Origin of the sequence: Streptomyces adustus, assembly GCF_009377175.1 — a bacterium.
GTDB classification, from domain to species: domain Bacteria; phylum Actinomycetota; class Actinomycetes; order Streptomycetales; family Streptomycetaceae; genus Streptomyces; species Streptomyces adustus.
Map to the genome: position 1 here is coordinate 1 of NZ_VJZD01000131.1, position 26,272 is coordinate 26,272.

Here is a 26,272-nt window from a genome sequence, read left to right on the forward strand (position 1 = left end):
CGCCGACACCGTCCCGCCCGCCCTGGCCGCCCTCGTCCGCTCCCGCGTCCGCGACACCGCGCTGCTGCCCGTGGTGCGCCTGCGCTCCGAACGCGACGTACGCGACCTCGTCGACGCGGACGGCCGGCTGCTCGCCGAGGCCGGAGTGGACGCCGTACGCGCCGACCGACTCCTCGGGGGCGACGGCAGCGCCCAGTGGACCGAGATCGAGGTGGAGCTCGCGGACGGCGGCGACCCGGCCTTCCTCGACACGGTGGAGAAGCGGCTGCGCAGAGCGGGCGTACGGCCGTCGAAGTCGACGTCGAAGCTGGCCCGGGCCCTGGCCGAGACGGCTCCGAGGGGCGGGACGGGCAAGAGCGGCAAGAACGGGAAGGGCGGCAGGACGGGCAAGGCGGGCAAGAACGGCAAGGGAGCCAAGGGCGGCCCGGCCGGGAACCCGCCCGGGAACCCGCCCGGCGTGCCCGTCACGGCCGGCGACCACGTCCTCGCCTACGTCATCGCCCAGCGCGACGCGGTCGTCGCCCTCGACCCGGCCGTCCGCCAGGACGCCCCCGACTCCGTGCACCGGATGCGCGTCGCCACCAGACGACTGCGCAGCGCCTTCCGCTCCTACGGCAAGATCCTCGACCGCACGGTCACCGACCCGATCGGCGAGGAACTGAAGTGGCTCGCCGGCGAGCTGGGCGTGGACCGCGACCGCGAGGTGCTCACCGAACACCTGACGGCCGCCCTCGACGGTCTGCCCCGCACCCTGCTCTCCGGCCCGGTCCGCACCCGGCTGCGCACCTGGGCGCGCGCCCGGCGCGGCGGCTCGCGCCGCCGGCTCATCGGCGTCCTGGACTCCAAGCGGTATCTGGCGCTGCTCGACACCCTGGACGCGCTGGTCGCCGCCCCGCCGCTGCGCAAGGCGGCCGCCGCCGAGCCCGGTCCGACGCTCGCCAAGGCCGTACGCAAGGACTTCGGCCGGGTCGGCGCCCTGGTCGAGGCGGCGCTCGGCCTGGCGCCCGGCCAGGACCGGGACCTCGCCCTGCACGAGGCCCGCAAGAAGGCCAAGCGCACCCGGTACGCGGCGGAGACGGCCGTACCCGCCCTCGGCGACCCGGCATCCGGCCTGGTCAAGTCGATGAAGACGCTCCAGACCGGGCTCGGCGACCACCAGGACAGCGTCATGGCCCGCCAGACCCTGCGCGAGCTGTCCGCCGTGGCGCACGCGGCGGGTGAGAGCTCTTTCACCTACGGCGTGCTGTACGGACGCGAGGAGCAGCGGGCGGCGGACGTGGAGCGGGAGTTGCCGGGGACCTGGAAGGAGATCAAGGAGGGTACGGCCGTCTGAGCGTACGGGGGACCTCCCGGTCCGCGTTAGGCTTGATGGCCACCCTCCCCCAGCCTCCGGCCGGGGGTAGCCCCAGCCAGCTCACGAAGGTTCGCGAGATGCCTACGGAAACCGCCGCGGCTGCCGAGTCTGTGTTCCCGCAGCTCGAAGCTCTGCTCCCGCACGTGCAGAAGCCGATCCAGTACGTCGGCGGAGAGCTCAACTCCACGGTCAAGCCGTGGGAGGACTGCGACGTCCGCTGGTCGCTCATGTACCCGGACGCCTACGAGGTCGGACTGCCCAACCAGGGCGTCATGATCCTCTACGAGGTGCTCAACGAACAGGACGGCGTCCTCGCCGAGCGCACGTACAGCGTGTGGCCGGACCTGGAGGCGCTGATGCGGGAGCACGGCGTCCCGCAGTTCACGGTGGACAGCCACCGCCCGGTGAAGGCGTTCGACGTGTTCGGCCTGTCCTTCTCCACCGAGCTGGGCTACACCAACATGCTCACCGCCCTGGACCTCGCGGGCATCCCGCTGGAGTCCAAGGACCGTACGCTCGACGACCCGATCGTGCTCGCCGGCGGCCACGCGGCCTTCAACCCGGAACCGATCGCGGACTTCATCGACGCGGCGATCATCGGTGACGGCGAGCAGGCCGTCCTGGACATGACGAAGATCATCCGTGAGTGGAAGGCGGAGGGCCGTCCCGGCGGCCGCGAGGAGGTCCTGCTCCGGCTGGCGAAGACCGGTTCGGTGTACATCCCGGCGTTCTACGACGTCGAGTACCTCCCCGACGGCCGGATCGCCCGCGTGGTCCCCAACCGGTCCGGCGTCCCGTGGCGCGTGTCGAAGCACACGGTGATGGACCTGGACGAGTGGCCCTACCCCAAGCAGCCGCTGGTCCCGCTCGCCGAGACCGTGCACGAGCGGATGTCGGTGGAGATCTTCCGCGGCTGCACCCGCGGCTGCCGCTTCTGCCAGGCCGGCATGATCACCCGCCCGGTGCGCGAGCGCTCCATCACGGGCATCGGCGAGATGGTCGAGAAGGGCCTGAAGGCGACCGGCTTCGAGGAGGTCGGCCTGCTCTCGCTGTCCTCCGCGGACCACTCGGAGATCGGTGACATCGCCAAGGGCCTGGCGGACCGCTACGAGGAAGACAAGATCGGCCTCTCCCTGCCCTCCACCCGGGTGGACGCCTTCAACGTCGACCTGGCGAACGAGCTGACCCGCAACGGCCGCCGTTCCGGTCTGACGTTCGCGCCTGAGGGCGGCAGCGAGCGCATGCGCAAGGTCATCAACAAGATGGTCTCGGAGGAGGACCTGATCCGCACGGTCTCCACCGCGTACGGCAACGGCTGGCGCCAGGTGAAGCTGTACTTCATGTGCGGCCTGCCGACGGAGACCGACGACGACGTCCTCCAGATCGCCGACATGGCGATGAACGTGATCGCCGAGGGCCGCAAGGTCTCCGGCCAGAACGACATCCGCTGCACGGTCTCGATCGGCGGCTTCGTCCCCAAGCCCCACACCCCCTTCCAGTGGGCCCCGCAGCTCTCCGCCGACGAGACGGACGCCCGTCTCACCAAGCTGCGCGACAAGATCCGCGGCGACAAGAAGTACGGCCGCTCGATCGGCTTCCGCTACCACGACGGCAAGCCCGGCATCGTCGAGGGCCTGCTCTCCCGCGGCGACCGTCGCATCGGCGCCGTGATCCGTGCGGTCTACGAGGACGGCGGCCGCTTCGACGGCTGGCGCGAGCACTTCTCCTACGACCGCTGGATGCGCTGCGCGGACAAGACGCTGCCCGCGTTCGGCGTCGACGTCGACTGGTACACCACGCGCGAGAAGACCTACGAGGAGGTCCTGCCCTGGGACCACCTGGACTCGGGCCTGGACAAGGACTGGCTCTGGGAGGACTGGCAGGACGCCCTCGACGAGACGGAGGTCGAGGACTGCCGCTGGACCCCGTGCTTCGACTGCGGAGTGTGTCCCGCGATGGACACCACCATCCAGATCGGCCCCACGGGCAAGAAGCTGCTGCCGCTTACGGTGAAGCAGCCCGCGGGGAGCGGGCACGAGCACGCCCACTGAGTGACGCGAGGGGTGCCCGAAGGGTCGGCTGATCCTTCGGGCACCCCTTCGGCTTACCGGTCAGGCCGCTGGGAGAGGGGCTGCCGGCTGTGTGCGGTGCCGGTTACCTGGTGGGAGGAAGGGTGCTGCCGCCGTTGGTGGCGCCGGGGAGCGGCTGACGGTTGACCCTGAGCCAGGGGTTGGGGACACCCATGGAGTCGTTGCAGTCCAGGGTGGCGTCGGGGTTGGTGTTCTGGTCCGCCACGCAGGTGGTCTCCCAGACCTGGCCCACGGTCGTGATGACGTCGAACTTGATGGGAGCTCCGTTGTTGGCGCTGTGTCCGTTGATGGAGGTCCCGCAGACGAAGCCGACTGGGTTGCCCTCGCTGTCCACGCCGCCCTGCGGGTAATTGGCGTGGGTGCTGAGATCGGTCCACAGGAACGGGTGGGTGGTCGAGCCTGTGAGGTCGCGGATGCCCGCGAAGGTCTTGGTGCCGGACAGCGCGACCCGCAGCTCGAAGTTGTTCTCGTCCTGCTGCGCGTCGATGTCGGCGCACGGACCCGTGCCGCCGGTGGCACCTGTGGCTCCCGTCGCGCCGGTCGCGCCGGTCGCGCCGGTCGCGCCCTCGGCTCCGGTGGCTCCCGTGGCTCCCGTGGCGCCGGTGGCGCCCGTGGGTCCGGTGGGTCCGGTGGGTCCGGTCGTGCCTTCGCCCGAGGCGCCGGTGGCGCCCGTCGCGCCGGTGGCGCCGGTGGCACCCGTGACGCCCGTTCCGGTGGCACCCGTGGCACCCGTGACGCCCGTTCCGGTGGCGCCCGTGGGGCCGGTGGGGCCGGTCGCGCCGGTGACGCCCGTTCCGGTGGCACCGGTCGCGCCGGTTGCACCCGTGGCACCCGTGCCGCCCGTGGCTCCGGTCGCGCCGGTGACGCCCGTTCCGGTGGCGCCCGTGGCACCCGTCGGTCCCGTGGGGCCGGTCGCGCCGGTGTGGCCGGGACGTCCGGGCTTGCCCTTCTCGCCCTTGGGACCCCTCGGACCCCGGTCACCCTTCTCGCCCTTGGGACCCCTCGGGCCCCGGTCGCCCTTCGGGCCCTTGGGCCCCCGGTCGCCCTTCTCGCCCTTGGGGCCCCGCGGACCCGTCGGACCGGTGGGACCGGTCGGGCCCTTGCAGCCGTCCTTGCCGCCCCCCATCTCCTCGTCCTCGGCCGCGTTCTCATCCGGCAGCGACCTGTGGTCGGACTTGCACTTGTCGCCGCCGAGGCTGACCGACGTCCTGGAGGAGTCGGTGACGTTGCGGGCCGCCGCGACCGACGGGCCGGCCACGCTGGCAGCCATGACGAGGGTGAGGGAGGCGAGCATGCCCGCCTTCCGGAATCGCATCCGGGCCACGGGCCCGAGACGCGAGGGGGTCCTGTGCTCAGGACTCATCAGTGCGCTCCTTGTGTCAACCGGTTCGGGTGATCCACCGAACTCGGGTGCGAGCTTGACGGTGTCCTGACGGCCCGAGGCGTACCGCCGGGCGGGACGCGCTTATTTACGTTGGATCGGACTAATCCCATGCGTTCGGATGGGGCACTGTTTGCCCGCGGTCACCCGTCCGGCCTGCGACGCGGCCGTTCGGGGAGCGTTGCGGGCCGCCTCCGCGTGGAGCGACGGCGGGGTGCGGCGGCTGTGTCACGTTGACGTCCACAGGGAGGCGGGAGCGGACGGACCCGCACGAAGACGGACAGGTGAAGCCGTGAAGCAGCAGACCCTCTGCCTTTGCATGATCGTCAAGAACGAGGCGCGGGTGATCGAGCGGTGCCTCGGCTCCGTACGCCATCTGATCGACACCTGGGTGATCTCCGACACCGGCTCCACCGACGGCACCCAGGAACTGATCCGCAAGGTGCTGGACGGCATCCCCGGCGAACTCCGCGAGGAGCCCTGGGTCGACTTCGGGCACAACCGGACCGCGAACATCCAGTACGCCCGTGGCAGGGCCGACTACATCCTCACCCTCGACGCCGACCACGTGATGCGCCAGGACGCCCCGCTGCCCCGGCTGACGGCGGGCTCGTACATGCTGCGCTACGACACCCCCGGCACCCAGCACCGGTTCAAGCACCTCATGCGGGGCGACTGGGCCTGGCGCTACGAGGGGGTCACCCACGAGTACCCGTGCACCGACGAGCCCGACCGGCAGGAGAACCTCGACGCGCTGGTGATCGAGGACCACGCCGACGGCGGCTGCCGCAGCGACAAGTTCGAGCGCGACTCCCGGCTGCTGCGGGCCGAGCTCGCGCGCGACCCCGACAACCCGCGCACCGTCTTCTACCTGGCCAACACCGAACGGGACCGCGGGGAGAGCGAAGAGGCGATCGCCCTGTACGAGCGGCGGGCCGCCATGGGGGGCTGGGCCGAGGAGGTCTACTGCTCGCTCCTGGAGGCCGGCCAGCTCAGGGCGGAGCGCACCGGCGACTGGCCGGGAGCGATGGACACCTTCTCCCGCGCCTGGGAGTCCCGCCCCCAACGTCTCGAAGCCTGCTACGAGTTGGCGTCACGGCTGCGCCTGAAGGGCCGTTACCGCACCGCCCACGCCCTGCTCTGCCAGGTCGTCGGCCGACCGGCGCCGGACGACCTGCTCTTCACCAGGTCCTGGGTGTACCGCTGGGGCCTGCTCTTCGAGTTCTCCATCACGGCCTACTGGGTGGGCGAGTACGCCGCCGCCGTCCAGGCGTGCGACCGGCTGCTCGCGATGCCGGACCTGCCCCAGGCCATCCGCGACCAGACGGAGATCAACCGCGGCTTCTCCGCCGCGCACGTCGTCGCCGTACCCGCGCCCGCCTCCGCGCGCGGACCGAAGGTCGCGCGCGCCGGGAAGGCCGCCCGGCGCAAGTGATACAGGGGAGACACCCCGGTTCGTCCGAGCCCGTCCTGGCTCGTCCGGAAAACCGGGCGGCCGTACGACGGCATCCATGCGGGCCTCTCGTGCGTCTGTACGGGCATGGAGCTGGAGAAACCGTCCGCGCACGGGGTGCCGCCGCGGCAACAGGACCCCGAGGGCTGCCTCGTCGTCGCGATCCGCATCCCGGTGCGGATCGTCGTACTCGTGCTGGTCCTGCCGGTGCGGATGGCGTGGGACGCGCTCGTCGTGGGCGGGCGGTTCCTCCAGCGCACCGTCCTGCGCCCGCTCGGCCAGGCGCTGTCGTGGGTGGGCCGGGTGCTGTTCGTCCGGCCGGTGGTGGGGCTGTGGCGATACGTCGTCGTCCCCGTCGGCGCCGGGCTCGCCTGGGCCGGGAAGCTGCTCGCCGCCGGACTCGCCCGCCTCGGGAACCTCCTCGCCGTCTCGCTCGCATGGCTCGGCAGGACGCTCGTCGTCGCGCCGGCCCTCTGGTGCCACCGGTACCTGCTGACGCCGCTGGGCCGTGCGCTCCTCGCGCTGCTGCGGGGGACGGGCGCGGGGGCGGCCTGGCTGTACGCGAGGCTGCTCACCCCGGTCGGACGCGCGGCGGCGTGGGTGCTGCGGGGGGTCGGGCTCGTGCTGGCCGCTCTCGCGACCGGGGTGTGCGCGGGCGTGGTGTGGCTCGTGCGGTACCTGGTCGCCGTACCCGCGGTGTGGACGTACAGGTGGATCCTCGCCCCGGTGGGGCGGGGGGCCGCCTGGCTGGCGGGCGCGGTCCTCGCCGGGACGTCGTTCTGTCTGTACTGGACAGCCCGGGTCCTGCTCGTGCTGCCCGCCCTCGCCCTGTGGCGGCGGGTGCTCCTTCCGGTCGGCCGGTTTCTCGCCGTCGTCGCCCGCGAGGTCGGGGACGCCCTCGGGCACGCCTGGCGCATCGCCGGGCACATCTCCCTGCGCGTCGGAAGGCTGCTCGGCACCCTCTTCCGGTGGATCTTCGTGGAGCCGGTCCGCCGGGCGTACCGGTCGGTGCTGACCCCGGTCGGGCACTTCCTCCGGGACGCCGTGCTGCGGCCCGCCGCCGCGGCCGCGCGCGAGGTCGGCCGCGCCGTACGGCAGACGTACGCCGCCGTCCGCGAGCCGGTGCGCCAGGCGCTCGCCGCCGCCCGTGACTCGGTGCGGCAGACCCGCGCCGACGTCCGGCGGGCGCTCTTCGGCGACCCCCGCCGACCGGAAGCGGTGGCCCGGCGGGAACCCTCGGGCCGCGAGGCACGTACTCTTGGTAGCAGTACGACCGCTCTCACGAAGGACTGAACGACACTGGGCAAGCGACAGCCCGAAGGCCCGCCGCCCGCACCCGCGGTGCAGCGCATCCGACTGCGCTACACCAAGCGCGGCCGCCTCCGGTTCACCAGCCACCGTGACTTCCAGCGCGCCTTCGAGCGTGCGCTGCGCCGTGCCGAGGTGCCGATGGCGTACTCGGCCGGTTTCACGCCGCATCCGAAGGTGTCGTATGCCAATGCCGCACCCACCGGCACCGGCAGTGAGGCGGAGTACCTGGAGATCGCGCTCACCGCGACCCGCGATCCGCAGACGCTGCGCGCCCTCCTCGACGAGTCGCTGCCCGACGGGCTCGACGTCGTCGACGCGGTCGAGGCGCGTACGTCGGGACTCGCCGACCGGCTGACGGCTTCCGTGTGGGAGCTGCGGCTCGACGGCGTGGAACCGGCGGACGCACAGCGTGCGGTCGAGGTCTTCAACTCGGCCGGGACCGTCGAGGTCCAGCGCATGGCCAAGAACGGCATGCGCACCTTCGACGCCCGCCCTGCGGTCGCGAGCCTGGAGAGCGTGGAAACGCACGATGCACAGGCTGATAGGCCTACCCACCGGCCCTGTGCGATACTGCGCCTGGTTGTTCGGCACGTGACGCCTGCCGTACGACCCGACGACGTCCTGTCCGGTCTCCGCGCCGTGGCCGACCTGGCGCCGCCGGTCCCCGCAGCGGTGACCAGGCTGGCGCAGGGGCTGCTCGATGAAGAGACCGGCACGGTGACCGACCCGCTCGCGCCCGACCGCGAGGCAGCAGCGACCGAGCCCCCCACGGCCGGCGCCACTGCCGCCGCGAAGGCGCCGCTGTAGGGAAGGTCCCGCGAAGGGACGGACGTCGTAGCGCCGCCCTCGTACTCGGGAGCCACCTGGGTCGGGCAGCGCACCGACCACAAGACTTTCGCCAGGCCGTACGCATTCGGCGTACGGAACCGGCGAGACAGGACACAGAGAGTTCCCGTGCGGCGCCCGCGCCCCGGACGGCGGCCTTTGCGCACTGCGCGAGCCGCGGACGTCAACGGCGATCGACATGGTCGACGCCGGACCAGGCGCGGCGCCCGGGAGCCTTGACGGGAGAAACGCCCGCATGCTCGAACCGACCGAACCGACGGAGTCCGTGCAGGATTCCGCATCCGACACCCCCAGCGACACCCTGCCGCCGCGCCGTCGGCGCCGTGCGGCTTCCCGCCCGGCCGGTCCGCCGACCGCGGCGACCGAGGCGGCCGAGGCCGCCACGCCGGTCGTACCGGCCGTCGAGGCCGTGGAAGAAGCCGTGGAGATCGTGGCCGACGAGGCCAAGGACGACGAGAACGCCGAGGTGGTCGTCGTGACGGCGGAGTCCGGGACCGAAGAGACCGAAGAGACCGCGGCCGAGGCCGCGCCCGCCGCCCGCACCCGCCGTCGCGCGACGCGTCGTGCGTCCGCGCCCGCCGGTGCTCCGGCCGCCGCCGAGACCGCCGAGACCATCGTGCCCGCCGCGGCCGAGCCGACCGACGAGGTCGCCGCTGCCGAGGTCGCGCAGCCCGCGGCGCCGGCCGAGGAGTCCGCGCCGCGCCGCGCCCGCCGCCGGGCCACGCGCAGCGTGACCGCGCCCGCCGGTTCCGCGGCTGCGGAGGAGATCGTGCAGGCGGCCGCGCCGGTGGCCCCCGCCGCTGCCGTCGAGGCCGAGGCCGAGCCCGAGGCGCAGTCCGAGCCCGTCGGTCGTACCCGTCGTCGTGCCACCCGCCGGGTGTCCGCGCCCGCCGAGGCGCCGGCCGCCGTCGAGCCGGCCGAGACCGCTCCCGCCGCCGAGACCGTTCCGGCCGCCGAGGCCGGGGAGGGTGCCGAGCCGGAGGCGTCCGCCGCCGACGAGGCCGCTCCGCGTCGGGCCCGTCGGCGCGCCACGCGCCGCGTGTCCACTCCCACCGAGAGCACCGTGAGCACCGAGAGCGCCGAGGCTGCTGTCGAGGCACCGGCCGCGGCCGCGCCCGCCGCCGAGGCCCCCGCCGCGCAGGCGCCCGCCGAGGAGGACGCCGGTCCGCGCCGTCGCCGTCGTGTCGTGCGCCAGGCGGCGATCGGGTTCTCCGAGCCCGCCAGGCCGAAGGCCGCCGAGTCCGACGCCCCGCGCCGGCCCGCCCGCCCCGCGGTCGCCGTGTTCCAGGCGCCCGTCTTCACCGAGCCGCGGTTCCAGACGCCCGAGCGCGCCGCCGCCCAGGCCGCCGCCGAGGCCGCGGAGGAGATCGCGCAGGCCGAGGAGGCCGCGGAGTCCGCCGCGACGGAACAGGCCGCGGAGCCGGTCGAGGCCGCCGAGTTCGCCGAGGAGCAGACCGGTCCGCGCCGCCGTCGCCGTCGCCGGGGCGCCGCCCCCGAGGAGCCCGAGGCCGCCCAGGTCACCGGCGTCACCGCCCGGGACGACAGTGGCGAGGCCGACGAGATCGAGGAGACCGACGAGGTCGAGGCCGAGGAGGGCGACGAGGGCGACGAGACCGAGGACACCGGTTCGCGCCGTCGCCGTCGGCGCGGCGGACGCCGCCGTCGCCGTGGCGAGTCCGGCGACGCCGACGCCGACGAGCTCGCCGCCGAGCAGGCCGAGCAGGACGCCGAGGACACCGCCGAGCAGGCCGAGGAGGACGCCGAGGAGGAGGCCGAGGACGCCCACGACGAGGAGGTCGGCGGCTCCAGCTCCACCAGCCGTCGCCGCCGTCGCCGTCGCCGTCGCGCCGGTGACGCCTCGACCGAGGCCGAGTCCGGCGAGAGCGACCCCGAGCGCACGGTCGTCAAGGTCCGCGAGCCCCGCAAGCCCGCCGAGCCGTCCGACGAGGTGCAGTCCATCAAGGGCTCGACCCGCCTGGAGGCCAAGAAGCAGCGCCGCCGGGAAGGCCGCGAGCAGGGCCGCCGGCGTGTGCCGATCATCACCGAGGCCGAGTTCCTGGCCCGCCGTGAGGCCGTCGAGCGCGTGATGGTCGTCCGCCAGAGCGGCGAGCGCACCCAGATCGGCGTCCTCGAGGACAACGTGCTCGTCGAGCACTACGTCAACAAGGAGCAGGCCACCTCGTACGTCGGCAACGTCTACCTGGGCAAGGTCCAGAACGTGCTGCCGTCGATGGAGGCCGCCTTCATCGACATCGGCAAGGGCCGCAACGCGGTCCTGTACGCCGGTGAGGTCAACTTCGAGGCGCTCGGCATGGCCAACGGGCCGCGCCGCATCGAGGCCGCCCTGAAGTCCGGCCAGTCGGTCCTCGTCCAGGTGACCAAGGACCCGATCGGCCACAAGGGCGCCCGCCTCACCAGCCAGGTCTCCCTCCCGGGCCGCTACCTCGTGTACGTCCCCGAGGGCTCGATGACCGGCATCAGCCGCAAACTGCCCGACACCGAGCGGGCCCGGCTGAAGACCATCCTCAAGAAGATCGTCCCCGAGGACGCGGGCGTCATCGTGCGCACCGCCGCCGAGGGCGCGAGCGAGGACGAGCTGCGCCGTGACGTCGAGCGGCTCCAGGCGCAGTGGGAGGAGATCCAGAAGAAGGCGAAGAGCGGCAACGCCCCGACCCTGCTGTACGGCGAGCCGGACATGACCGTCCGTGTCGTGCGCGACATCTTCAACGAGGACTTCTCCAAGGTCGTCGTCAGCGGCGACGACGCCTGGGGCACCATCCACGGCTATGTCTCGCACGTCGCGCCCGACCTGGCCGGACGGCTGTCGCGGTGGACCTCCGAGGTCGACGTCTTCGCCACCTACCGGATCGACGAGCAGCTCGCCAAGGCGCTGGACCGCAAGGTCTGGCTGCCCAGCGGCGGTTCGCTGGTGATCGACCGGACCGAGGCGATGGTCGTCGTCGACGTCAACACCGGAAAGTTCACCGGCCAGGGCGGCAACCTCGAGGAGACCGTCACCAGGAACAACCTGGAGGCGGCCGAGGAGATCGTGCGCCAGCTGCGGCTGCGCGACCTGGGCGGCATCATCGTCATCGACTTCATCGACATGGTCCTGGAGTCCAACCGCGACCTCGTCCTGCGGCGTCTGCTGGAGTGCCTGGGCCGCGACCGTACGAAGCACCAGGTCGCCGAGGTGACCTCGCTGGGGCTCGTGCAGATGACCCGCAAGCGGGTCGGCCAGGGCCTGCTGGAGTCCTTCTCCGAGACCTGCGTCCACTGCAACGGGCGCGGTGTCATCGTGCACATGGAGCAGCCGACCTCCACCGGGGGCGGCGGCAAGCGCAGGAAGCGCGGGCGTGGCGGTGACGGTCAGGTCCACGAGCACGAGCACGAGGCGGTCGCCTTCGACAGCGTCGAGCAGGAGGCCGAGCAGGAGGCCGAGGCGGAGGTCGTCGCCGAGGTCGCCGAGCCGATCGCGCTGCCCGCGCCCGACTTCGCGCCCGACGAGGAGCTGTACAGCAGCATCGCCGAGGCGGAGGCCGCGGCCGGCCGTGGCCGCTCCCGGCGCCGGACGAGCCGGCGGGCCTCGGCCCCGGCCGGTGCGCCGCGCGGCCGGAACGGGCGTGGCGAGGAGCCGAGGGCCGCGGAGCGCAAGGCCGAGGAGACCGAGGCCGAGTTCGCGGCCGTGGCCGAGTCGCCGGTGCTGCCGGAGACGGCCGCCGTCGCGCAGGCCGAGCCGGTCGCGGTCGAGGCCCCGGTCGTCGAGGCCCCCGTCGCCGAGGCCCCGGCCGTCGAGGAGGCCGCGCCCCAGGGGCGTACGCGTCGTCGCGCCACCCGCAAGGTGTCCGCGCCGGCCGGTTCGCCCGCCGGGGCGGAGGCCGCCGTGGTGACGGTCGCCGAGGCCGCGCCGCAGGAGGCTCCCGCGGAGCAGCCCGCCGAGGCCGAGCCGCAGGCGCCCGCCGAGAGCGCCGCTCCGGCCCGTCCGCGGCGTCGTGCGGTGCGCAAGGCCACCGCTCCGACGGCGTCCGAGGAGGCGGCCGTGACGGTCGTCGCGTCGGCCCCGGCGGACGAGGCGCTCGTCGCCGAGGTCCCGGCCGCCGCCGAGGCCGCCGAGGCCGCCATGGAGGCCGCCGTGGAGGCGGGCGCCGAGGCCGAGGTCGAGCAGACGGCTCCGGCCAAGAAGGCGGCCGCCCGCAAGACGGCGAAGAAGGCCACCGCGAAGAAGGCCGCGACCAAGAAGACCGCGGCCAAGAAGACGGTCGCCAAGAAGGCCACGGCGAAGAAGGCCACGGCCGCGAAGACGACGGCGAAGAAGACCGCCGCCAAGAAGACGGCGGTGGCGGCCGAGCAGTCCTCGCCGTCCGTCTCGGCGACGACGGAGGACTGATCCCGTAGCGCATCGAAGAGGCGCGGGGCACCGACCAGTCGGTGTCCCGCGCCTCTTCGTTCCGCGCCTCTTCGACGACCATTGCGTTCAGGCGCCGTCCCGGTAACGCTATGTGAATCCTGTGATGGATAGCACCTCAACCACTGGTTTCGCTGTCGTATCCCTGAGGGAAAGATTTGCACCTCTGCTGGTAACGTGACAGTGGACTCGGCAGCTGGTGACATGTGGGCCGTAGACCACACGAGGTAACCCGGGGGCAGGGCCTCGTGGGAGACGTTCGCCGCCGCAAGGCAGGGGTGAACGGACTTTCCAGGGATGCGGACGTGGCCAGGCTCGACACCGTCCCTTCCCGACCCGTGCACAAAAGTGGTGCGCCCTAGAGGTCGCTGATGAAGGAGGGGGAGTCGATGAACGACGCCCAAGAGTTGATACCCGCTGCCAGGCCCGTGATCGGCGAGGCGGAGATCGAGGCCGCCGTACGCGTGCTGCGCAGCGGCCTGGTCGTGCAGGGCCCCGAAGTCGCCGCCTTCGAGGCGGAGTTCTCCGACGTGGTGAGCAACCGCCACTGCGTCGCGGTCAACTCCGGCACCTCCGCGCTGCACCTGACGCTGCTCGCCCTCGGCCTCGGCCCCGGCGACGAGGTCATCGTGCCGTCGTTCTCCTTCGCGGCCTCCGCCAACGCGGTGCGGCTCGTCGGCGCCGACGTGGTCTTCGCCGACATCGAGGCCGACAGCTTCTGTCTGGACCCGGCCGCGGTCGAGGCGGCCATCACGCCGCGCACCGCCGCGATCATGCCGGTGCACCTCTACGGCCACCCCGCCGCCATGGACAAGATCATGGCCATCGCCGAGCGGCACGGCCTCGCCGTGGTCGAGGACGCCTGCCAGGCGCACGCGGCCGCCCTGAACGGAACGCCGGTCGGCGCCTTCGGCAACGCGGGCACGTTCAGCTTCTACCCGACCAAGAACATGCACAGCCTCGAAGGCGGCATGATCAGCACCGGCGACGCCGAGGTCGCCCGCACCCTGCGCCTGCTGCGCAACCAGGGCATGGAGAAGCGCTACGCCAACGAGATCGTCGGCGCCAACGTGCGGATGACGGACGTCTCCGCCGCCATCGGCCGGGTGCAGCTCACCCAGCTGCACGGCTGGACCGAGCAGCGCATCGCCAACGCCGCGTACCTCAGCGAGCACATCAGCGCGCCGAACGTGGTGACGCCGATCGTCGCCGAGGGCGCCCGCCACATCTTCCACCAGTACACCGTGCGCATCCGCGGCGACCGCGACGCGGCCATGGCGAGCCTGACCGAGGCCGGCATCGGCAACGCCGTGTACTACCCGACGCCGATCCACCGGCTGAAGCCGTACTGGGAGCCGGACCAGAAGGCCGGCCGCACCTGGGACCTGCCCGAGACGGAGCGCGCGGCCGCCGAGGTCGTCTCGCTGCCCGTCCACCCGGGTCTGTCCGCCGAGCACCTGGAGCGCATCGTGTCCGCCGCCAACGCGCTGGGAGAGCAGCTGTGACCGACGCGCGCACCCTGCGGGCCGGACTGGTCGGCCTCGGCTCCATGGGCCGCCACCACGCCCGCGTCCTGGCCGGTCTGGAGGGCGTCGACTTCGTCGGCGTCGTCGACCCGATGGGCGACAAGTTCGGCGCCGCCCAGGGCGCTCCGGTCCTCGACACCGTCGAGCAGCTCATCGCCCTGGGCGTCGACTACGCCGTCGTGGCCTGCCCCACCGGCCTGCACGAGACGGTCGGCATGCAGCTCGCCGAGGCCGGTGTCTGCGCGCTGATCGAGAAGCCCGTCGCCGACACCGTGGAAGGCGCGCGCCGTCTCGTCGAGGCGTTCGAGTCGCGCGGTCTGGTGGCCGGCGTCGGCCACATCGAGCGGTGCAACCCGGCGCTGCGTTCGCTGCGCGCCCGGCTGGAGGCCGGCGAGCTCGGCGACGTCTACCAGGTCGTCACCCGCCGCCAGGGCCCCTTCCCGCACCGCATCGCGGACGTCGGCGTGGTCAAGGACCTGGCCACCCACGACATCGACCTCACCGGCTGGGTGACCGGCCGCGAGTACGTGTCCATCGCCGCGCACACCGTTTCCAAGAGCGGTCGCGCGCACGAGGACATGGTCTCCGCGGTGGGCCGCCTGGACGACGGCACGATGGTCAACCACCTGGTCAACTGGCTGAGCCCGCTCAAGGAGCGTTTCACCTCGGTCACCGGCGAGCGCGGCTGCTTCATCGCCGACACCCTCACCGCCGACCTGACGTTCCACTCCAACGCCGCCATGGCGACGGAGTGGGAGGCCCTCCAGGCCTTCCGTGGCGTCTCCGAGGGCGACATGATCCGCTACGCCATCCCGAAGCGCGAGCCGCTCCTCGTCGAGCACGAGCTCTTCCGTGACGCGGTACTCGGCAAGCCCGCCGACATCTGTACCCTGCGCCAGGGAACGCGGACGGTGGAGATCGCGGCGGCGGTGCTCGAGTCGGCGCTGGACGGCAGCACCATCCTCCTCGACCGCGACAGCGCCACAACAACTGTCTGAGCATCCCGACGCACGTCGCCGTGGTCCCCGGCCCACTTGTGAGCAGGGGGCGGAATTCCTGTCCCATCCGGAGGAAAGCAGTAATGGAATCCCCTGCCCGCAGGCCGAGGCTCGCGGTCATCGTCGCCAACGGCATCACGGGCGACTCCCGCGTCCAGAAGACCGCGGTCGCGGCGGCGCGAGACGGCTGGGACGTGACCCTGATCGGCCGCAGTGACACCAAGCGTGTCCAGCGGTCCAAGATGGGTCCGATCGACGTGGTCCGGGTGCCGGTCGGCGCGGACTATCTGCGCGGGGTGAACGCTCGCAAGCCCCACCCCCTGCGAGCCGCGGCGACCCAGTTCAACCTCCAGGACCAGGCGGCGCTGAACCGCTACACGGCGGCCTACCGTGCCTGGGTCCGCCAGAAGTCCGCCGAGAGCAACTGGGCGGGCGCGCCGCGCAGTGCGTCGATCAAGGCGCTGCTGCGCGCCCGCCGGTCGGCGCACCGGCTGCGGGTCAAGGCGTTCAAGTGGGAGCAGCAGCGCAGGCCCAAGGACCCGGCCCCGAAGGGCGACTGGCGCCGCGACTGGCCGCAGGTGGTCGATCTCGATCTCGCGTTCGGCAAGGTGATCGAGGAGATCCGGCCCGACGTCATCCACGCCAACGACGTGACGATGATCGCCACCGCGGCGCTGAGCGCCGCCCGGCTGCGGGCCGCGGGCCACAAGTGCGTCTGGCTGTACGACGCGCACGAGTACATCAAGGGCGTCGAGTGGCCCAACGCCCGCCAGGCCTACGCGCTGCCCGCGCTGGAGGCCGAGTTCATCGGCCGGGCCGATGCCGTCGTCACCGTCTCCACGCAGATGGCGCAGCTCCTGAAGGACGACCACAAGCTGCGCGAACTGCCGCTGGTCGTCGGCAACTCGCCGGTCCGTGAGGTGATCGGCGCGGGCCGGTCCACCGCGTCGGTCCGTACGGCCTGCGGTCTCGGTCCCGAGGTGCCGCTGATGGTCTACTCGGGCTGGATCGGCCGCGAACGCGGGGTGGACGCCGTCATCGACGGTCTGCCCGAGCTGCCCGGCTTCCATCTCGCCCTGGTGGTGGGCCGGACGACCCCGCTGCTCGAGGAACTGCTCGCGCAGGCCGAGTCCCTCGGTGTGCGCGACCGGATCCACCTGGTGCCTTACGTGCCGCAGCACCAGGTCGCCGACTTCCTGTCGTCCGCGGACCTCGGTCTCACCCCCTTCAAGCGCGTGCCCAACTGCGAGGTGTCGCTGCCCACGAAGGTCTCCGAGTACCTCCAGGCGGGACTGCCGCTGGTCACCAGCGACGTGAAGGTCATCAAGGCGTACGTGGAGGAGCACGGCCTGGGCGAGGTGTGGACCTGGGACGACCCCAAGACCTTCGCCAAGGCCGCCGCCCGCGCCATGGAGCACCGCGACAAGCTCGCCGAGGCCATCACGGAGGACGTCCGCACGGATCTGTCCTGGGAGGCGCAGAGCGGCAAGCTGCTCCAGCTGTACCGCACGCTGTCGAAGAAGACTCCGCCCGGGCCGCGCCCGGAGGTCTCCTGGACCGTGCAGGAGACCCCCGACGCCGTGCGCGTCGCGGCGCCCGTCGACACGGACGGGCAGCCGACGTGGCGCAGGCTCGGCGACACCCGCGTCAAGCTGGGCCTCGGTCCGGCCAACTACGCGGGCCAGGGGGCGGCGTACGCCCAGGCGATCACGCGTATCGACCCGGACGTGTCCGTCGAGGTCGTGATGAACAAGCGGCCGGAGTCCTTCGACTATCCGGCCGACGTGTACGTGGACGCGCTGCGGATGCCCGAGCTGAGCGTGCAGCTCCAGCAGGTGGAGCGGATCGTCGGACGGTACACGCACCTCCTGGTCGACGCCTTCATGCCCGTCTTCGGCCACCTCAACGGCAAGTCCGTGGCGGGCGACCTCGACGCGCTCAAGCAGGCCCGGATCAAGGTGGCGCTGCTCGCGCACGGCAGCGAGATCCGTGACCCGGCCCGTCACATGGAGCGCCACACGCTCTCGCTCTTCCACGACGCCCCCGAGGGCATCGTGGAGAAGCTCCAGGCGAAGGCCGACCTGAACAGACGGATCGCGGCGGAGGCGGGGCTGCCGCTGTACGTCACCACCCCCGACCTCCTGGAAGACCTGCCGAGCGCCTCCTGGGCGCCGCTGGTCGTGGACGTCGCGGGCTGGGCCACCGACCGTCCCGTCATGGAGCGCGAGCGCCCGCTCGTGCTGCACGCTCCCTCGAAGCGGTGGACCAAGGGCACGGACCGGATCATGCCGGCGCTCACCGAGCTCCACGACGAGGGCCTCATCGAGTTCAAGCTCGCCGAAGGCATTCCGTGGGCCGAGATGCGTGAGCTGGTGCAGAGCTGCGACCTGGTGCTCGACCAGTTCACCACCGGCAGTTACGGCACGTTCGCGGTGGAGGCGATGGCCGCGGGCAAGCCCGTCGTCGGCTACATCAGCGACGGGGTGAAGGCCGCGACGGACGGCGCCCTGCCCATCGTCAACGCGACCCCGGACACCCTCCGCGAGGTCATCCGCTCCCTCGTCGACGACCGGGAGGGCACGGCACGGATCGGTCGGCGGTCCGTCGAGTTCGCCCGCACCTATCACGACGGCGCCTGGACCGCTCAGGTCCTGAGCGATTTCCTGAAGTGACCGGTTCAGAAAGGCTGTTTATGGAAGCGCAGAGTGCCGACGTGTCCCGTCCGGCCAAGGGCCGTGTCGTCATGCTGGTCGACAACAAGGTCGACGGCGACTCACGGGTGCAGAAGGCCGCCGAGTCCGCCGCTGCCGCCGGCTGGGACGTGGTGCTGCTCGGTCTCGTCCGGTCCGGCGCCGGGCGCACCTGGAAGCTCGGGGACGCCGAGGTCCGGCTGCTGCCACTGAAGACTCCGCTGGCCAAGCGGCACGCCGAGCGCCACCGCTCGCTGCTGCGCCGTCCGTTCGCCTACCCGCCGGGCCCGATGGCCGCCTACCGTCGGCAGTGGGTCAAGGCGTGGCGGTCCGATCTGGCCACCCGGCGGGCGGCGCTCAAGGTGGCACCCGCCGCCGTCGGCACCCCGCTGTTCCGCAAGGCCGAGAAGTTCCGCCTGGCGGTGGCCGGCCCGGTCTCCAAGTTCCTGCGGAAGTGGATCGAGTTCCGTGCCCGCCAGAGCAGCCAGGCGCAGCAGGCCGGCCGCGCCCTGCGCGGTCCCCTCGACCGTGCCTTCACCGCCGTATGGAAGGGCGTCAAGGGCAAGCGTGCCTGGCGTCGGCTCGAACCCGTGCTGTGGGACTACGAGCTGACGTACGGCAAGGAGATAGACGCCCTCAAGCCCGACCTCATCCACGCGAACGACTTCCGGATGCTCGGGGTGGGCGCCCGCGCGACCGTACGGGCACGTGCGGCGGGCCGCTCGGTCAAGCTGGTGTGGGACGCGCACGAGTTCCTGCCCGGCGTGCGGCCGTGGGAGGACAACGCCCACTGGATCCCCGGCAACACGGCGCACGAGAGCGAGTACGCCCCGTTCGCCGACGCCGTGGTCACCGTCTCCGAGGGGCTGGGCGACCTGCTGCGCGAGCGGCACGGGCTGAAGGAGCAGCCGGTCACGGTGCTCAACGCGCCCGACCGTCCGGTGGAGCGGGACCCGGCGCTCGAGGACGTCGAGCCGGAGCCGGACCTGCGGGAGCTGTGCGGGATCGGTCCGGACGTACCGCTGGTCGTCTACAGCGGCTCGCCCGGCCCGCAGCGCGGCCTCGGCGACATGGTGGAGGCACTGCCCCAGCTGGACGGCGTCCACATGGCGTTCGTCGTCCCGTCCCCGGCGGCCGGCTACATCCAGGGTCTGCTGCGCCGCGCGCAGGAGCTCGGTGTCGGCGACCGGCTGCACGCCGTGCCCTATGTCCAGCACTGGCAGGTGGTGCGTTTCCTGTCCGCGGCCAACGTCGGCTGCATCCCGATCCACCACTGGCCCAACCACGAGATCGCGCTGATCACGAAGTTCTTCGAGTACTCGCACGCCCGGCTGCCGCTGGTGGTGAGCGATGTCAAGACCATGTCCGAGATGACCCGTTCCACGGGTCAGGGCGAGGTCTGCCGGGCCGAGGACGTCGACGACCTCGTACGGGCGGTCAAGGCCGTGCTCTCCGACCCGGAGAAGTACAAGGCCGCCTACGACAAGCCGGGGCTGCTCGACACCTGGACCTGGGAGGCGCAGGCCGAGGTCCTGGACGCGCTCTACACCCGTCTGGTCCCGGGGATCCCGAAGGAGAGATCATGAGTGCGTCTCCCGACGTCAGCGTCGTCGTCGCCGTCTACAACACGATGCCGTACCTGACCGAGTGCCTGAACTCCCTGATCGGGCAGAGCATCGGCCTGGACCGGCTGGAGATCGTGGCCGTCGACGACGGCTCCACCGACGACAGCGGCGCCGAACTCGATCGCTTCGCGGCGCGGTACCCGGACACCGTCAAGGTGCTGCACCAGGCCAACTCCGGCGGCCCGGCGGCCCCCAGCAACCGCGCCCTGGACATCGCCACGGGCCGCTACGTCTACTTCATCGGCTCCGACGACTACCTCGGCAAGGAAGCCCTGGAGCGCATGGTGGCCTGCGCCGACAAGCACGGCTCGGACGTCGTCGTCGGCAAGATGGTCGGCACCAACGGGCGGTACGTCCACCAGGCCCTCTACAAGGAGAACAACCCGGACGTCGGCCTCACCGACTCCGCGCTGCCCTGGACCCTCGCCAACACCAAGCTGTTCCGCCGGGACCTGGTCGAGGCGCACAAGCTGCGCTTCCCCGAGAACCTGCCCGTCGGCAGCGACCAGCCGTTCACCATCGAGGCGTGCGTGCGCGCCGAGAAGATCTCGGTGGTGGCCGACTACACCTGCTACTACGCGGTGAAGCGCGGCGACGCCAGCAACATCACCTACCGGGCCGACCACCTCGCCCGGTTGCGCTGCACCGCCGAGATCATGGACTTCACGGCCGGTCTCATCGAGGCGGGCCCGGAGCGCGACGCGGTGCTGCGCCGGCATTTCACCTGGGAGCTGGCCAAGCTCGTCCAGGACGACTTCCCGGCCCTGGACCGAGGCTTGCAGACGGACATCTGCGCCGGTGTCGCGAAGCTCGCGGACGCCTACTTCACCGACGGCATCCGTGATGCCATGGACGTCAAGCGCCGGGTGCGCATCGCCCTGGCCCGGGCGGGCGCGGTGGACGAGCTGTGCGAGGCGATCACCTCGGAGAAGGAGAACGGCGCACCTCCGTTCGTCGTCGAGGGCGACCGTGCCTACGCCCGTTACGCGGGTTTCCGCAGCCCGCTGATCGACGTGCCCGACCGGGTCTACGAGCTCGTGGGCGAGGCGGTCCCCGGGCGGCTGGCGAACGGCACCCGGCTGCTCGCCTCCGCGTGGGAGCAGACGGGGGAGCAGCTCACCTACACGGCGTCGGTGCGGGTGCCCGTCCTCGGTGACGTGGACCACGCCGTCCTGCGGCTGGCCGAGGGCGCCATGCCCAAGTCGGCGGACAAGGCCGGGGCCCGCAGGCTGCCGGCCGGCCACAGCCTGCCGGAGCCGGAGGGTACCGTTACCCGGGAGCCTGCCGAGGACGGTGCCGCCACCGTGCTGCACGCCCGCGTGCCGCTCCGCCTGAGCACCGTCAAGCGGGGCGTCCGGGTGTACCTGGACGTCGCCGGTTCGACGTACGAGATCCCGGTGAAGGGCAAGGGCGAGCCCATGCCGCTGGCACGCCGGTGGGGTTCCTACGAGGACCCGTACCGGGCGTCGGCCGTGGTGAACCCCAAGGGGCGTGTGGTGATCGACACGGCCCAGATGTATCCGCCGGGGAAGCCATTGCTGTCCCGGGTGAAGTCGGCTCTCGCCCGGCGTCTGAAGTCCCGCCCCGGTTCCAAGAGGAAGTAACCACCGTTCATGAACATCTGTGTAGTAGCGCTCGGCAAGATCGGGCTTCCGCTGGCCGTGCAGTTCGCGTCCAAGGGCCACCGGGTCATCGGCGCGGACGTCAACGAGAAGGTCGTCGAGCTCGTCAACGCCGGGACCGAGCCGTTCCCCGGTGAGCACGACCTCGACGTCAAGCTCAAGCAGGCCGTCGACGCCGGCCTGCTGAGCGCGACGACGGACACCGCGTCCGCGGTCGCCCAGTCCGAGGCCGTCGTCGTGGTCGTCCCGCTGTTCGTGGACGCCGAGGGCACCCCGGACTTCGGCTGGATGGACGCGGCGACCAAGGCGATCGCCCAGGGCCTCAAGCCCGGCACGCTGGTCTCGTACGAGACGACCCTCCCGGTCGGCACCACCCGCACCCGCTGGGCGCCGATGCTGGCCGAGGGTTCGGGCCTGACCGCGGGCGAGGACTTCCACCTGGTCTTCTCGCCGGAGCGGGTCCTCACCGGCCGCGTCTTCGCCGACCTGCGCCGCTACCCCAAGCTGGTCGGCGGCGTCGACGAGGCGTCGACGGCCCGTGGCGTGGAGTTCTACGAGCAGGTCCTCGACTTCGACGAGCGCGCCGACCTGCCGCAGGCCAACGGTGTCTGGGACCTGGGCACCGCCGAGGCCTCCGAGCTGGCCAAGCTCGCCGAGACGACCTACCGCGACGTCAACATCGGCCTGGCGAACCAGTTCGCCCGGTTCGCCGACAGCAACGGCATCGACGTCAAGAAGGTCATCGAGGCCTGCAACTCGCAGCCGTACAGCCACATCCACCAGCCGGGCATCGCCGTCGGCGGCCACTGCATCCCGATCTACCCGCGGATGTACCTGTGGAACGACCCGGCCGCCACCGTCGTGCGCTCCGCCCGTGAGGCGAACGCCGCGATGCCGCAGTACGCCGTCGACCTGCTGGCCGCCGCGTACGGCGACCTGACCGGGGTGAACGTGCTCGTGCTGGGCGCGGCCTACCGCGGCGGCGTGAAGGAGACCGCGTTCTCGGGCGTCTTCCCGACGGTCGAGGCGCTCAAGGCGCGCGGCGCGGTCCCCTTCGTCTCGGACCCGATGTACACGGCCGAGGAGCTGGCGGCGCACGGTCTGACCCCGCACGCCGGTGAGACGGTCACCGCCGCGATCCTCCAGGCCGACCACGCCGAGTACCGCACCCTGACCCCGGCCGACCTGCCGGACGTCACGGTCCTGGTCGACGGACGCCGTACCACCGACCCGGAGGCCTGGAAGGGCGTCCGCAGGGTGGTCATCGGCGGCTGACACCCGCTCGCACGGCGAAGGGCCCGTCCGATACCCCGGACGGGCCCTTCGCCGTTTCCGCGGTCAGCCCCGGTCGGCCGCCGCCCGCTTGCGGGATTCGCGCTCCAGGGCGGCGCGCAGCCAGTTCTGGGACGGCTTCTCCACGAACCGGTGGACGAGCCACGACAGCACGAGCAGCGCCACCGTGGTGACGGCCAGCGTGGCCCAGGCCCCCAGGTGCCCGTACAGCGTGCGGATCATCGCCCAGCCGAGCTCCTCGTGGAGGAGGTAGAGCGGGTAGACCAGGGCGCCCGCCGTGGCCAGCCACTTCCAGCCGATGCGGTCGAGCTTGTGCAGGGCGACCGCGAGGACCAGCAGATAGAAGACGGACACCAGGGCGAGCGCGACATAGGGGTCGCGGTCCATGCCCTTGTCGTGCCGCAGATGGTCGGCATGCTGGACCAGGTCGCTCTGCATCACCAGCCAGCTCGCGCCCAGCAGGCCCCAGAGCTTGAGATCCGGGCCGAACCGGTACATCAGGTACATGGCGATGCCGGAGACGAACAGCGCCGTGTTCAGCGGCTGGGCGAAGATGCCGAGCAGCGGCACGTGGTCCTGCTGCACCAGGACGCTCGCGAGCAGCCACAGCCAGCAGAAGACGGACACCCGGACGTAGTCCAGCCCCTTCCAGAGCACGACCAGGAAGATGAGGTAGAAGGTGAGCTCCACCCAGAGCGTCCAGTAGGCGCCGACGAGGTGCCGGGCCGAGAGCGGCACCTGGAACATCGTGAGGTTGGTCAGCGATTCGCTGATGCTCGGGGCCTTGCGCGTGCCGTCGGGCAGCGCTCGCCAGACGAGGACGGCTACGAGGACCGAGAACCAGTAGGCGGGGAACAGACGCAGGAAACGGGCCCGCACGAACTGGCCCGGCGTCCGGTCCCAGGCGGACAGGCAGATGACGAAGCCGCTGATGATGAAGAAGAGCTGGACACCGTACGAGCCGTAGGAGGTGACGGGGAAGAGCCAGGGGAACAGCTCCTTGGGGTTGGTGCCCCAGTTCGCCTTCGTCGCCGCGTCCACCCCGGTGAAGTGGAACAGCAGCACGGAGAGCGCCGCGAGGACCCGCAGCGCGTCCAGTGCGTAGAGCCGGGGGCCCTGCGGCCGTGCCGGTGCCGCGACCGAGGCGTCCGGTCCGGGTTGTGCGGAGCCGTGCGGCTCCCGCGCCCCCGGCTGAGCCGGCACCGTGACATCGGTCTGGGACATGCTCCCCCTCGTTACTGCGCGCGCATACCGTTCGGGTGTACGCCACTCTCTTGACGCGCGGTGTTCGCCCGCGCCCGGTGAGCATACGCGGGGCACAGGCGGCGCACAGACGACGCGTCCCCTCGCGGCGCCTTCCCGTGACCGGGGGCGGCACGCCGCCGCGGTGCGCGAATTTTTTCATCGACCGTTCAGGATCTGGTCATAAGGAAGTCGTCGTATGATCCGGCCAAAGCCACACCGCCGGGGCCGGCCGCTCACCGCTCAGGATCCTCACGTGCCCGTTGTCCTCACCGCCGCCACCGCGTTCCGCGCGGCGCCGGACGCTGCGCGTGCCCATTCTCCGGGTCACCCGGCAGGACTCCGTCGCCCCTCACTTCGGTGCCCCGGGGATCGCCGTCCCGGGTGGGGCCGCCCCGTCGTCGACCGTCATCGGACCCCCGTTCCGGTGACAGAGCTGGAGCTGTGCCGTGCCGGTTTCACGGATATCCGCTGAGCAGTTGATCGGCCTCGCCCGCCCGGTGAGCTCAGGCCTGGCCGCCGCGGGAGCGCCGGCCGTCGGGGCCCGGCTGCTGAACGTGCTGGCCCACCGTGTCCCGGACCGCAGACTGAAGGCCGACCTGCTGGTCGAGGCCGCCGAACTGGAACTCGCCCACGGTCTCACCCCCCGCCGCCTCAAGGCGGCCTACGCGGCCGAGCTGGCCTGCGCGGACGCGCTGCTGAAGCAGGGGAACAAGGCCGCCGCGACCGCGTCGGCCGCCAAGGCGCTGCTGCTGGCGTTCCATCGCGTCCCCCACCTCGACGGGATGACCTCGCCGCTGGCCGAGGACCCCCAGGGCTTCACGGCCGCGCTCCAGCGCAGCCGGGTCATGCGAGCGACGGCCAAGCCGCGCGGCCGCACGGAGCCCGCCGCCCCGCCGCCCGGGGACCGCCCGCTTCGACTGCTCATCGTCAACCGGGCCAACGCGAACTTCCTCCCGCTCATCACCGACCGGTACGAACGGCATCCCGGAGTCGAGGTCCGGACCCTGGACCTGGCCGCCGACCCGGAGCTCGCCCCCCTGGCCAAGGGCCTGGGCCGGATGATGGCGCGTGCCGTGGGGGGCCAGGCCGCGTACGGGCAGGCGGCCGAGCGGGCCCTGCGACCGCACCTCGACTGGGCCGACACCGTCTTCGTCGACTGGTGTTCGGCCGGCGCGGCCTTCCTGACCCTGGTCGATCCGGGCACCACCCGGGTGATCGTCCGGCTGCACAGCTTCGAGACGTTCAGCTACTGGCCGCACGTCATGGACTTCTCACGGGTCGACGACCTGATCTTCGTCGGAGCCCATGTACGGGATCTGACCACTGCCGCGGTGCCGCGGCTGCTGGCCGAGGACGCGCCTCGCCTGTCCGTGATCCACAACGCGATGGACCTGTCCTCCTACCGGCGCCCGAAACATCCGGACGCGCGGTTCACCCTCGGTCTGGTGGGCATCGGACAGGTCGCCAAGGACCCCCGCTGGGCGGTCGAGGTCCTGCGGCTGCTGCGTCGGCACGACGAGCGATACCGGCTGTCGCTCGTCGGCGCCGCACTGAACGCCGAGGGCAGCCCGGCCATGAAGCGCTATCACGACCGGCTGGAGCGGGACCTGGCGAAGCTGGAGCCGTCCGGCGCGATCCGCCGCGTCGGACAGACCGACGACGTGCCCGGCGCGCTGGAGGAGATCGGCACGATCCTCAGCACGTCGGTGCGGGAGAGCTTCCACTGCGGTCTCGTCGAGGGCGCGGCCAGCGGTGCCGTTCCCGTCGTACGCGACTGGCCGTTCTTCGCGGACCGGGACAACGGCGCCCGTACCCTTTACCCCCGGGACTGGATCGTCGCCACGCCCGAAGAGGCGGCCCGGCGGATCCTCGACGTCACCGCCACCGAGGAGATCTGGCTGAAGACGGGCCAGGCGGCCGCCGAACACGCGATCTCCACCTGGGACTGGACGGTCGTCCGCGAGGACTTCGACCGACTGCTGTTCGGTGACCAGGGGGATGTCCGACCCTGAGCCACCGCGGGCTCGGCAGCGTGCTTCCGTACGCTGCCGAACCGCCGAACCGCCGAACCGCCGAACCGCCGAACCGCCGAACCGCCGAACCGCCGAACCGCCGAACCGCCGCGCCGACGCATCCGCCGTCCCGGGGGACCGGGCGGCGGGCGGCCGGTTGCGCCGACCTCAGACGGCGCGCTCGACGAGGACGCCGTCCTTGTCGTCGTACAGGCTGCCGGTCTGCGGGCACTCCCACACGCCGGCCTCGTCCGCGTGCTCGACCAGCTTGACGCCGGCCCTGCCCACCCAGCCGACCTGTCGCGCGGGAACACCGACGACGAGGGCGAAGTCGGGCACGTCCTTGGTGACGACGGCACCCGCGGCGATCATCGCCCAGCGCCCGATGGCGATCGGCGCGACGCACACGGCCCGCGCCCCG

The 26,272-nt window shown here is 72.1% G+C and carries 16 protein-coding genes; 13 read left to right on the plus strand and 3 right to left on the minus strand.

What is annotated here, in order from left to right; translation table 11 throughout:
* Both FNH09_RS27505 and FNH09_RS27510 read left to right on the plus strand, forming a co-directional pair.
* Nucleotides 1–1,333, plus strand: a 1,333-nt coding sequence (locus tag FNH09_RS27505) for a CYTH and CHAD domain-containing protein (protein ID WP_152892601.1), incomplete at its 5' end; no start/stop codon positions are given.
* Between the two features lie 98 nt (nucleotides 1,334–1,431).
* Nucleotides 1,432–3,405 (plus strand): TIGR03960 family B12-binding radical SAM protein, encoded by a 1,974-nt coding sequence (locus FNH09_RS27510; RefSeq protein ID WP_152892602.1) that lies wholly within the window; start codon nucleotides 1,432–1,434, stop codon nucleotides 3,403–3,405.
* Nucleotides 3,406–3,508: 103 nt separating this feature from the next.
* On the opposite strand, the gene FNH09_RS49595 is transcribed toward FNH09_RS27510, so the two are convergent.
* Nucleotides 3,509–4,807: a collagen-like triple helix repeat-containing protein gene (locus FNH09_RS49595; protein ID WP_152892603.1), complete on the minus strand. Its 1,299-nt coding sequence runs from the start codon at nucleotides 4,805–4,807 to the stop codon at nucleotides 3,509–3,511.
* A gap of 310 nt (nucleotides 4,808–5,117) precedes the next feature.
* On the opposite strand from FNH09_RS49595, the gene FNH09_RS27520 reads away from it, so the two are divergent.
* The 10 genes from FNH09_RS27520 to FNH09_RS27565 all read left to right on the plus strand — a co-directional run bounded on the left by FNH09_RS27520 (nucleotide 5,118) and on the right by FNH09_RS27565 (nucleotide 22,576).
* On the plus strand, nucleotides 5,118–6,260 hold the full coding sequence (locus FNH09_RS27520; protein WP_338017702.1) for a glycosyltransferase: 1,143 nt from the start codon (nucleotides 5,118–5,120) through the stop codon (nucleotides 6,258–6,260).
* A 105-nt stretch (nucleotides 6,261–6,365) separates the two neighbouring features.
* The gene (locus tag FNH09_RS27525) at nucleotides 6,366–7,571 is read left to right on the plus strand and encodes a hypothetical protein (RefSeq protein WP_152892604.1); all 1,206 of its coding nucleotides are present in this window, start codon (nucleotides 6,366–6,368) and stop codon (nucleotides 7,569–7,571) included.
* A gap of 48 nt (nucleotides 7,572–7,619) precedes the next feature.
* The gene (locus tag FNH09_RS27530) at nucleotides 7,620–8,396 is read left to right on the plus strand and encodes a TIGR03936 family radical SAM-associated protein (RefSeq protein ID WP_162469189.1); all 777 of its coding nucleotides are present in this window, start codon (nucleotides 7,620–7,622) and stop codon (nucleotides 8,394–8,396) included.
* 274 nt (nucleotides 8,397–8,670) lie between these two features.
* Nucleotides 8,671–12,822, plus strand: a complete 4,152-nt coding sequence (locus tag FNH09_RS27535; RefSeq protein WP_152892606.1) for an Rne/Rng family ribonuclease — start codon at nucleotides 8,671–8,673, stop codon at nucleotides 12,820–12,822.
* 407 nt (nucleotides 12,823–13,229) lie between these two features.
* Nucleotides 13,230–14,345 (plus strand): DegT/DnrJ/EryC1/StrS family aminotransferase, encoded by a 1,116-nt coding sequence (locus tag FNH09_RS27540; RefSeq protein ID WP_152892607.1) that lies wholly within the window; start codon nucleotides 13,230–13,232, stop codon nucleotides 14,343–14,345.
* The gene (locus tag FNH09_RS27545; RefSeq protein ID WP_162469190.1) at nucleotides 14,342–15,364 is read left to right on the plus strand and encodes a Gfo/Idh/MocA family oxidoreductase; all 1,023 of its coding nucleotides are present in this window, start codon (nucleotides 14,342–14,344) and stop codon (nucleotides 15,362–15,364) included. The genes FNH09_RS27540 and FNH09_RS27545 overlap by 4 nt, the downstream gene beginning before the upstream one ends.
* Nucleotides 15,365–15,447: 83 nt before the next feature.
* Nucleotides 15,448–18,036 (plus strand): glycosyltransferase, encoded by a 2,589-nt coding sequence (locus FNH09_RS27550; RefSeq protein WP_152892608.1) that lies wholly within the window; start codon nucleotides 15,448–15,450, stop codon nucleotides 18,034–18,036.
* Between the two features lie 20 nt (nucleotides 18,037–18,056).
* Nucleotides 18,057–19,640, plus strand: a complete 1,584-nt coding sequence (locus FNH09_RS27555; protein ID WP_238427143.1) for a glycosyltransferase family 4 protein — start codon at nucleotides 18,057–18,059, stop codon at nucleotides 19,638–19,640.
* Nucleotides 19,637–21,283: a glycosyltransferase family 2 protein gene (locus tag FNH09_RS27560; RefSeq protein ID WP_152892609.1), complete on the plus strand. Its 1,647-nt coding sequence runs from the start codon at nucleotides 19,637–19,639 to the stop codon at nucleotides 21,281–21,283. Before FNH09_RS27555 ends, FNH09_RS27560 begins: the two co-directional genes overlap by 4 nt.
* 9 nt (nucleotides 21,284–21,292) lie before the next feature.
* Nucleotides 21,293–22,576: a nucleotide sugar dehydrogenase gene (locus tag FNH09_RS27565; protein WP_152892610.1), complete on the plus strand. Its 1,284-nt coding sequence runs from the start codon at nucleotides 21,293–21,295 to the stop codon at nucleotides 22,574–22,576.
* A gap of 63 nt (nucleotides 22,577–22,639) precedes the next feature.
* Here the strand turns inward: FNH09_RS27565 and FNH09_RS27570 are convergent, their stop codons facing one another.
* Nucleotides 22,640–23,818, minus strand: a complete 1,179-nt coding sequence (locus FNH09_RS27570; protein ID WP_152892611.1) for an acyltransferase family protein — start codon at nucleotides 23,816–23,818, stop codon at nucleotides 22,640–22,642.
* A 467-nt stretch (nucleotides 23,819–24,285) separates the two neighbouring features.
* Between FNH09_RS27570 and FNH09_RS27575 the strand changes: the two genes are divergently transcribed.
* Complete coding sequence (locus FNH09_RS27575) at nucleotides 24,286–25,851, plus strand: glycosyltransferase family protein (protein WP_152892612.1); 1,566 nt, start codon at nucleotides 24,286–24,288, stop codon at nucleotides 25,849–25,851.
* A gap of 168 nt (nucleotides 25,852–26,019) precedes the next feature.
* Here FNH09_RS27575 and FNH09_RS27580 read toward each other — a convergent pair.
* On the minus strand, nucleotides 26,020–26,272 hold a 253-nt coding region (locus tag FNH09_RS27580; RefSeq protein WP_476691271.1), incomplete at its 5' end, for an LbetaH domain-containing protein.

Coding starts and splice junctions, on each gene's coding strand:
- FNH09_RS27535 (WP_152892606.1), top strand. CDS start 8,671: ATGCTCGAACCGACCGAACCGACGGAGTCCGTGCAGGATTCCGCATCC.
- FNH09_RS27510 (WP_152892602.1), top strand. CDS start 1,432: ATGCCTACGGAAACCGCCGCGGCTGCCGAGTCTGTGTTCCCGCAGCTC.
- FNH09_RS27540 (WP_152892607.1), top strand. CDS start 13,230: ATGAACGACGCCCAAGAGTTGATACCCGCTGCCAGGCCCGTGATCGGC.
- FNH09_RS27570 (WP_152892611.1), bottom strand. CDS start 23,818: ATGTCCCAGACCGATGTCACGGTGCCGGCTCAGCCGGGGGCGCGGGAG.
- FNH09_RS27525 (WP_152892604.1), top strand. CDS start 6,366: ATGGAGCTGGAGAAACCGTCCGCGCACGGGGTGCCGCCGCGGCAACAG.
- FNH09_RS27550 (WP_152892608.1), top strand. CDS start 15,448: ATGGAATCCCCTGCCCGCAGGCCGAGGCTCGCGGTCATCGTCGCCAAC.
- FNH09_RS49595 (WP_152892603.1), bottom strand. CDS start 4,807: ATGAGTCCTGAGCACAGGACCCCCTCGCGTCTCGGGCCCGTGGCCCGG.
- FNH09_RS27555 (WP_238427143.1), top strand. CDS start 18,057: ATGGAAGCGCAGAGTGCCGACGTGTCCCGTCCGGCCAAGGGCCGTGTC.
- FNH09_RS27560 (WP_152892609.1), top strand. CDS start 19,637: ATGAGTGCGTCTCCCGACGTCAGCGTCGTCGTCGCCGTCTACAACACG.
- FNH09_RS27565 (WP_152892610.1), top strand. CDS start 21,293: ATGAACATCTGTGTAGTAGCGCTCGGCAAGATCGGGCTTCCGCTGGCC.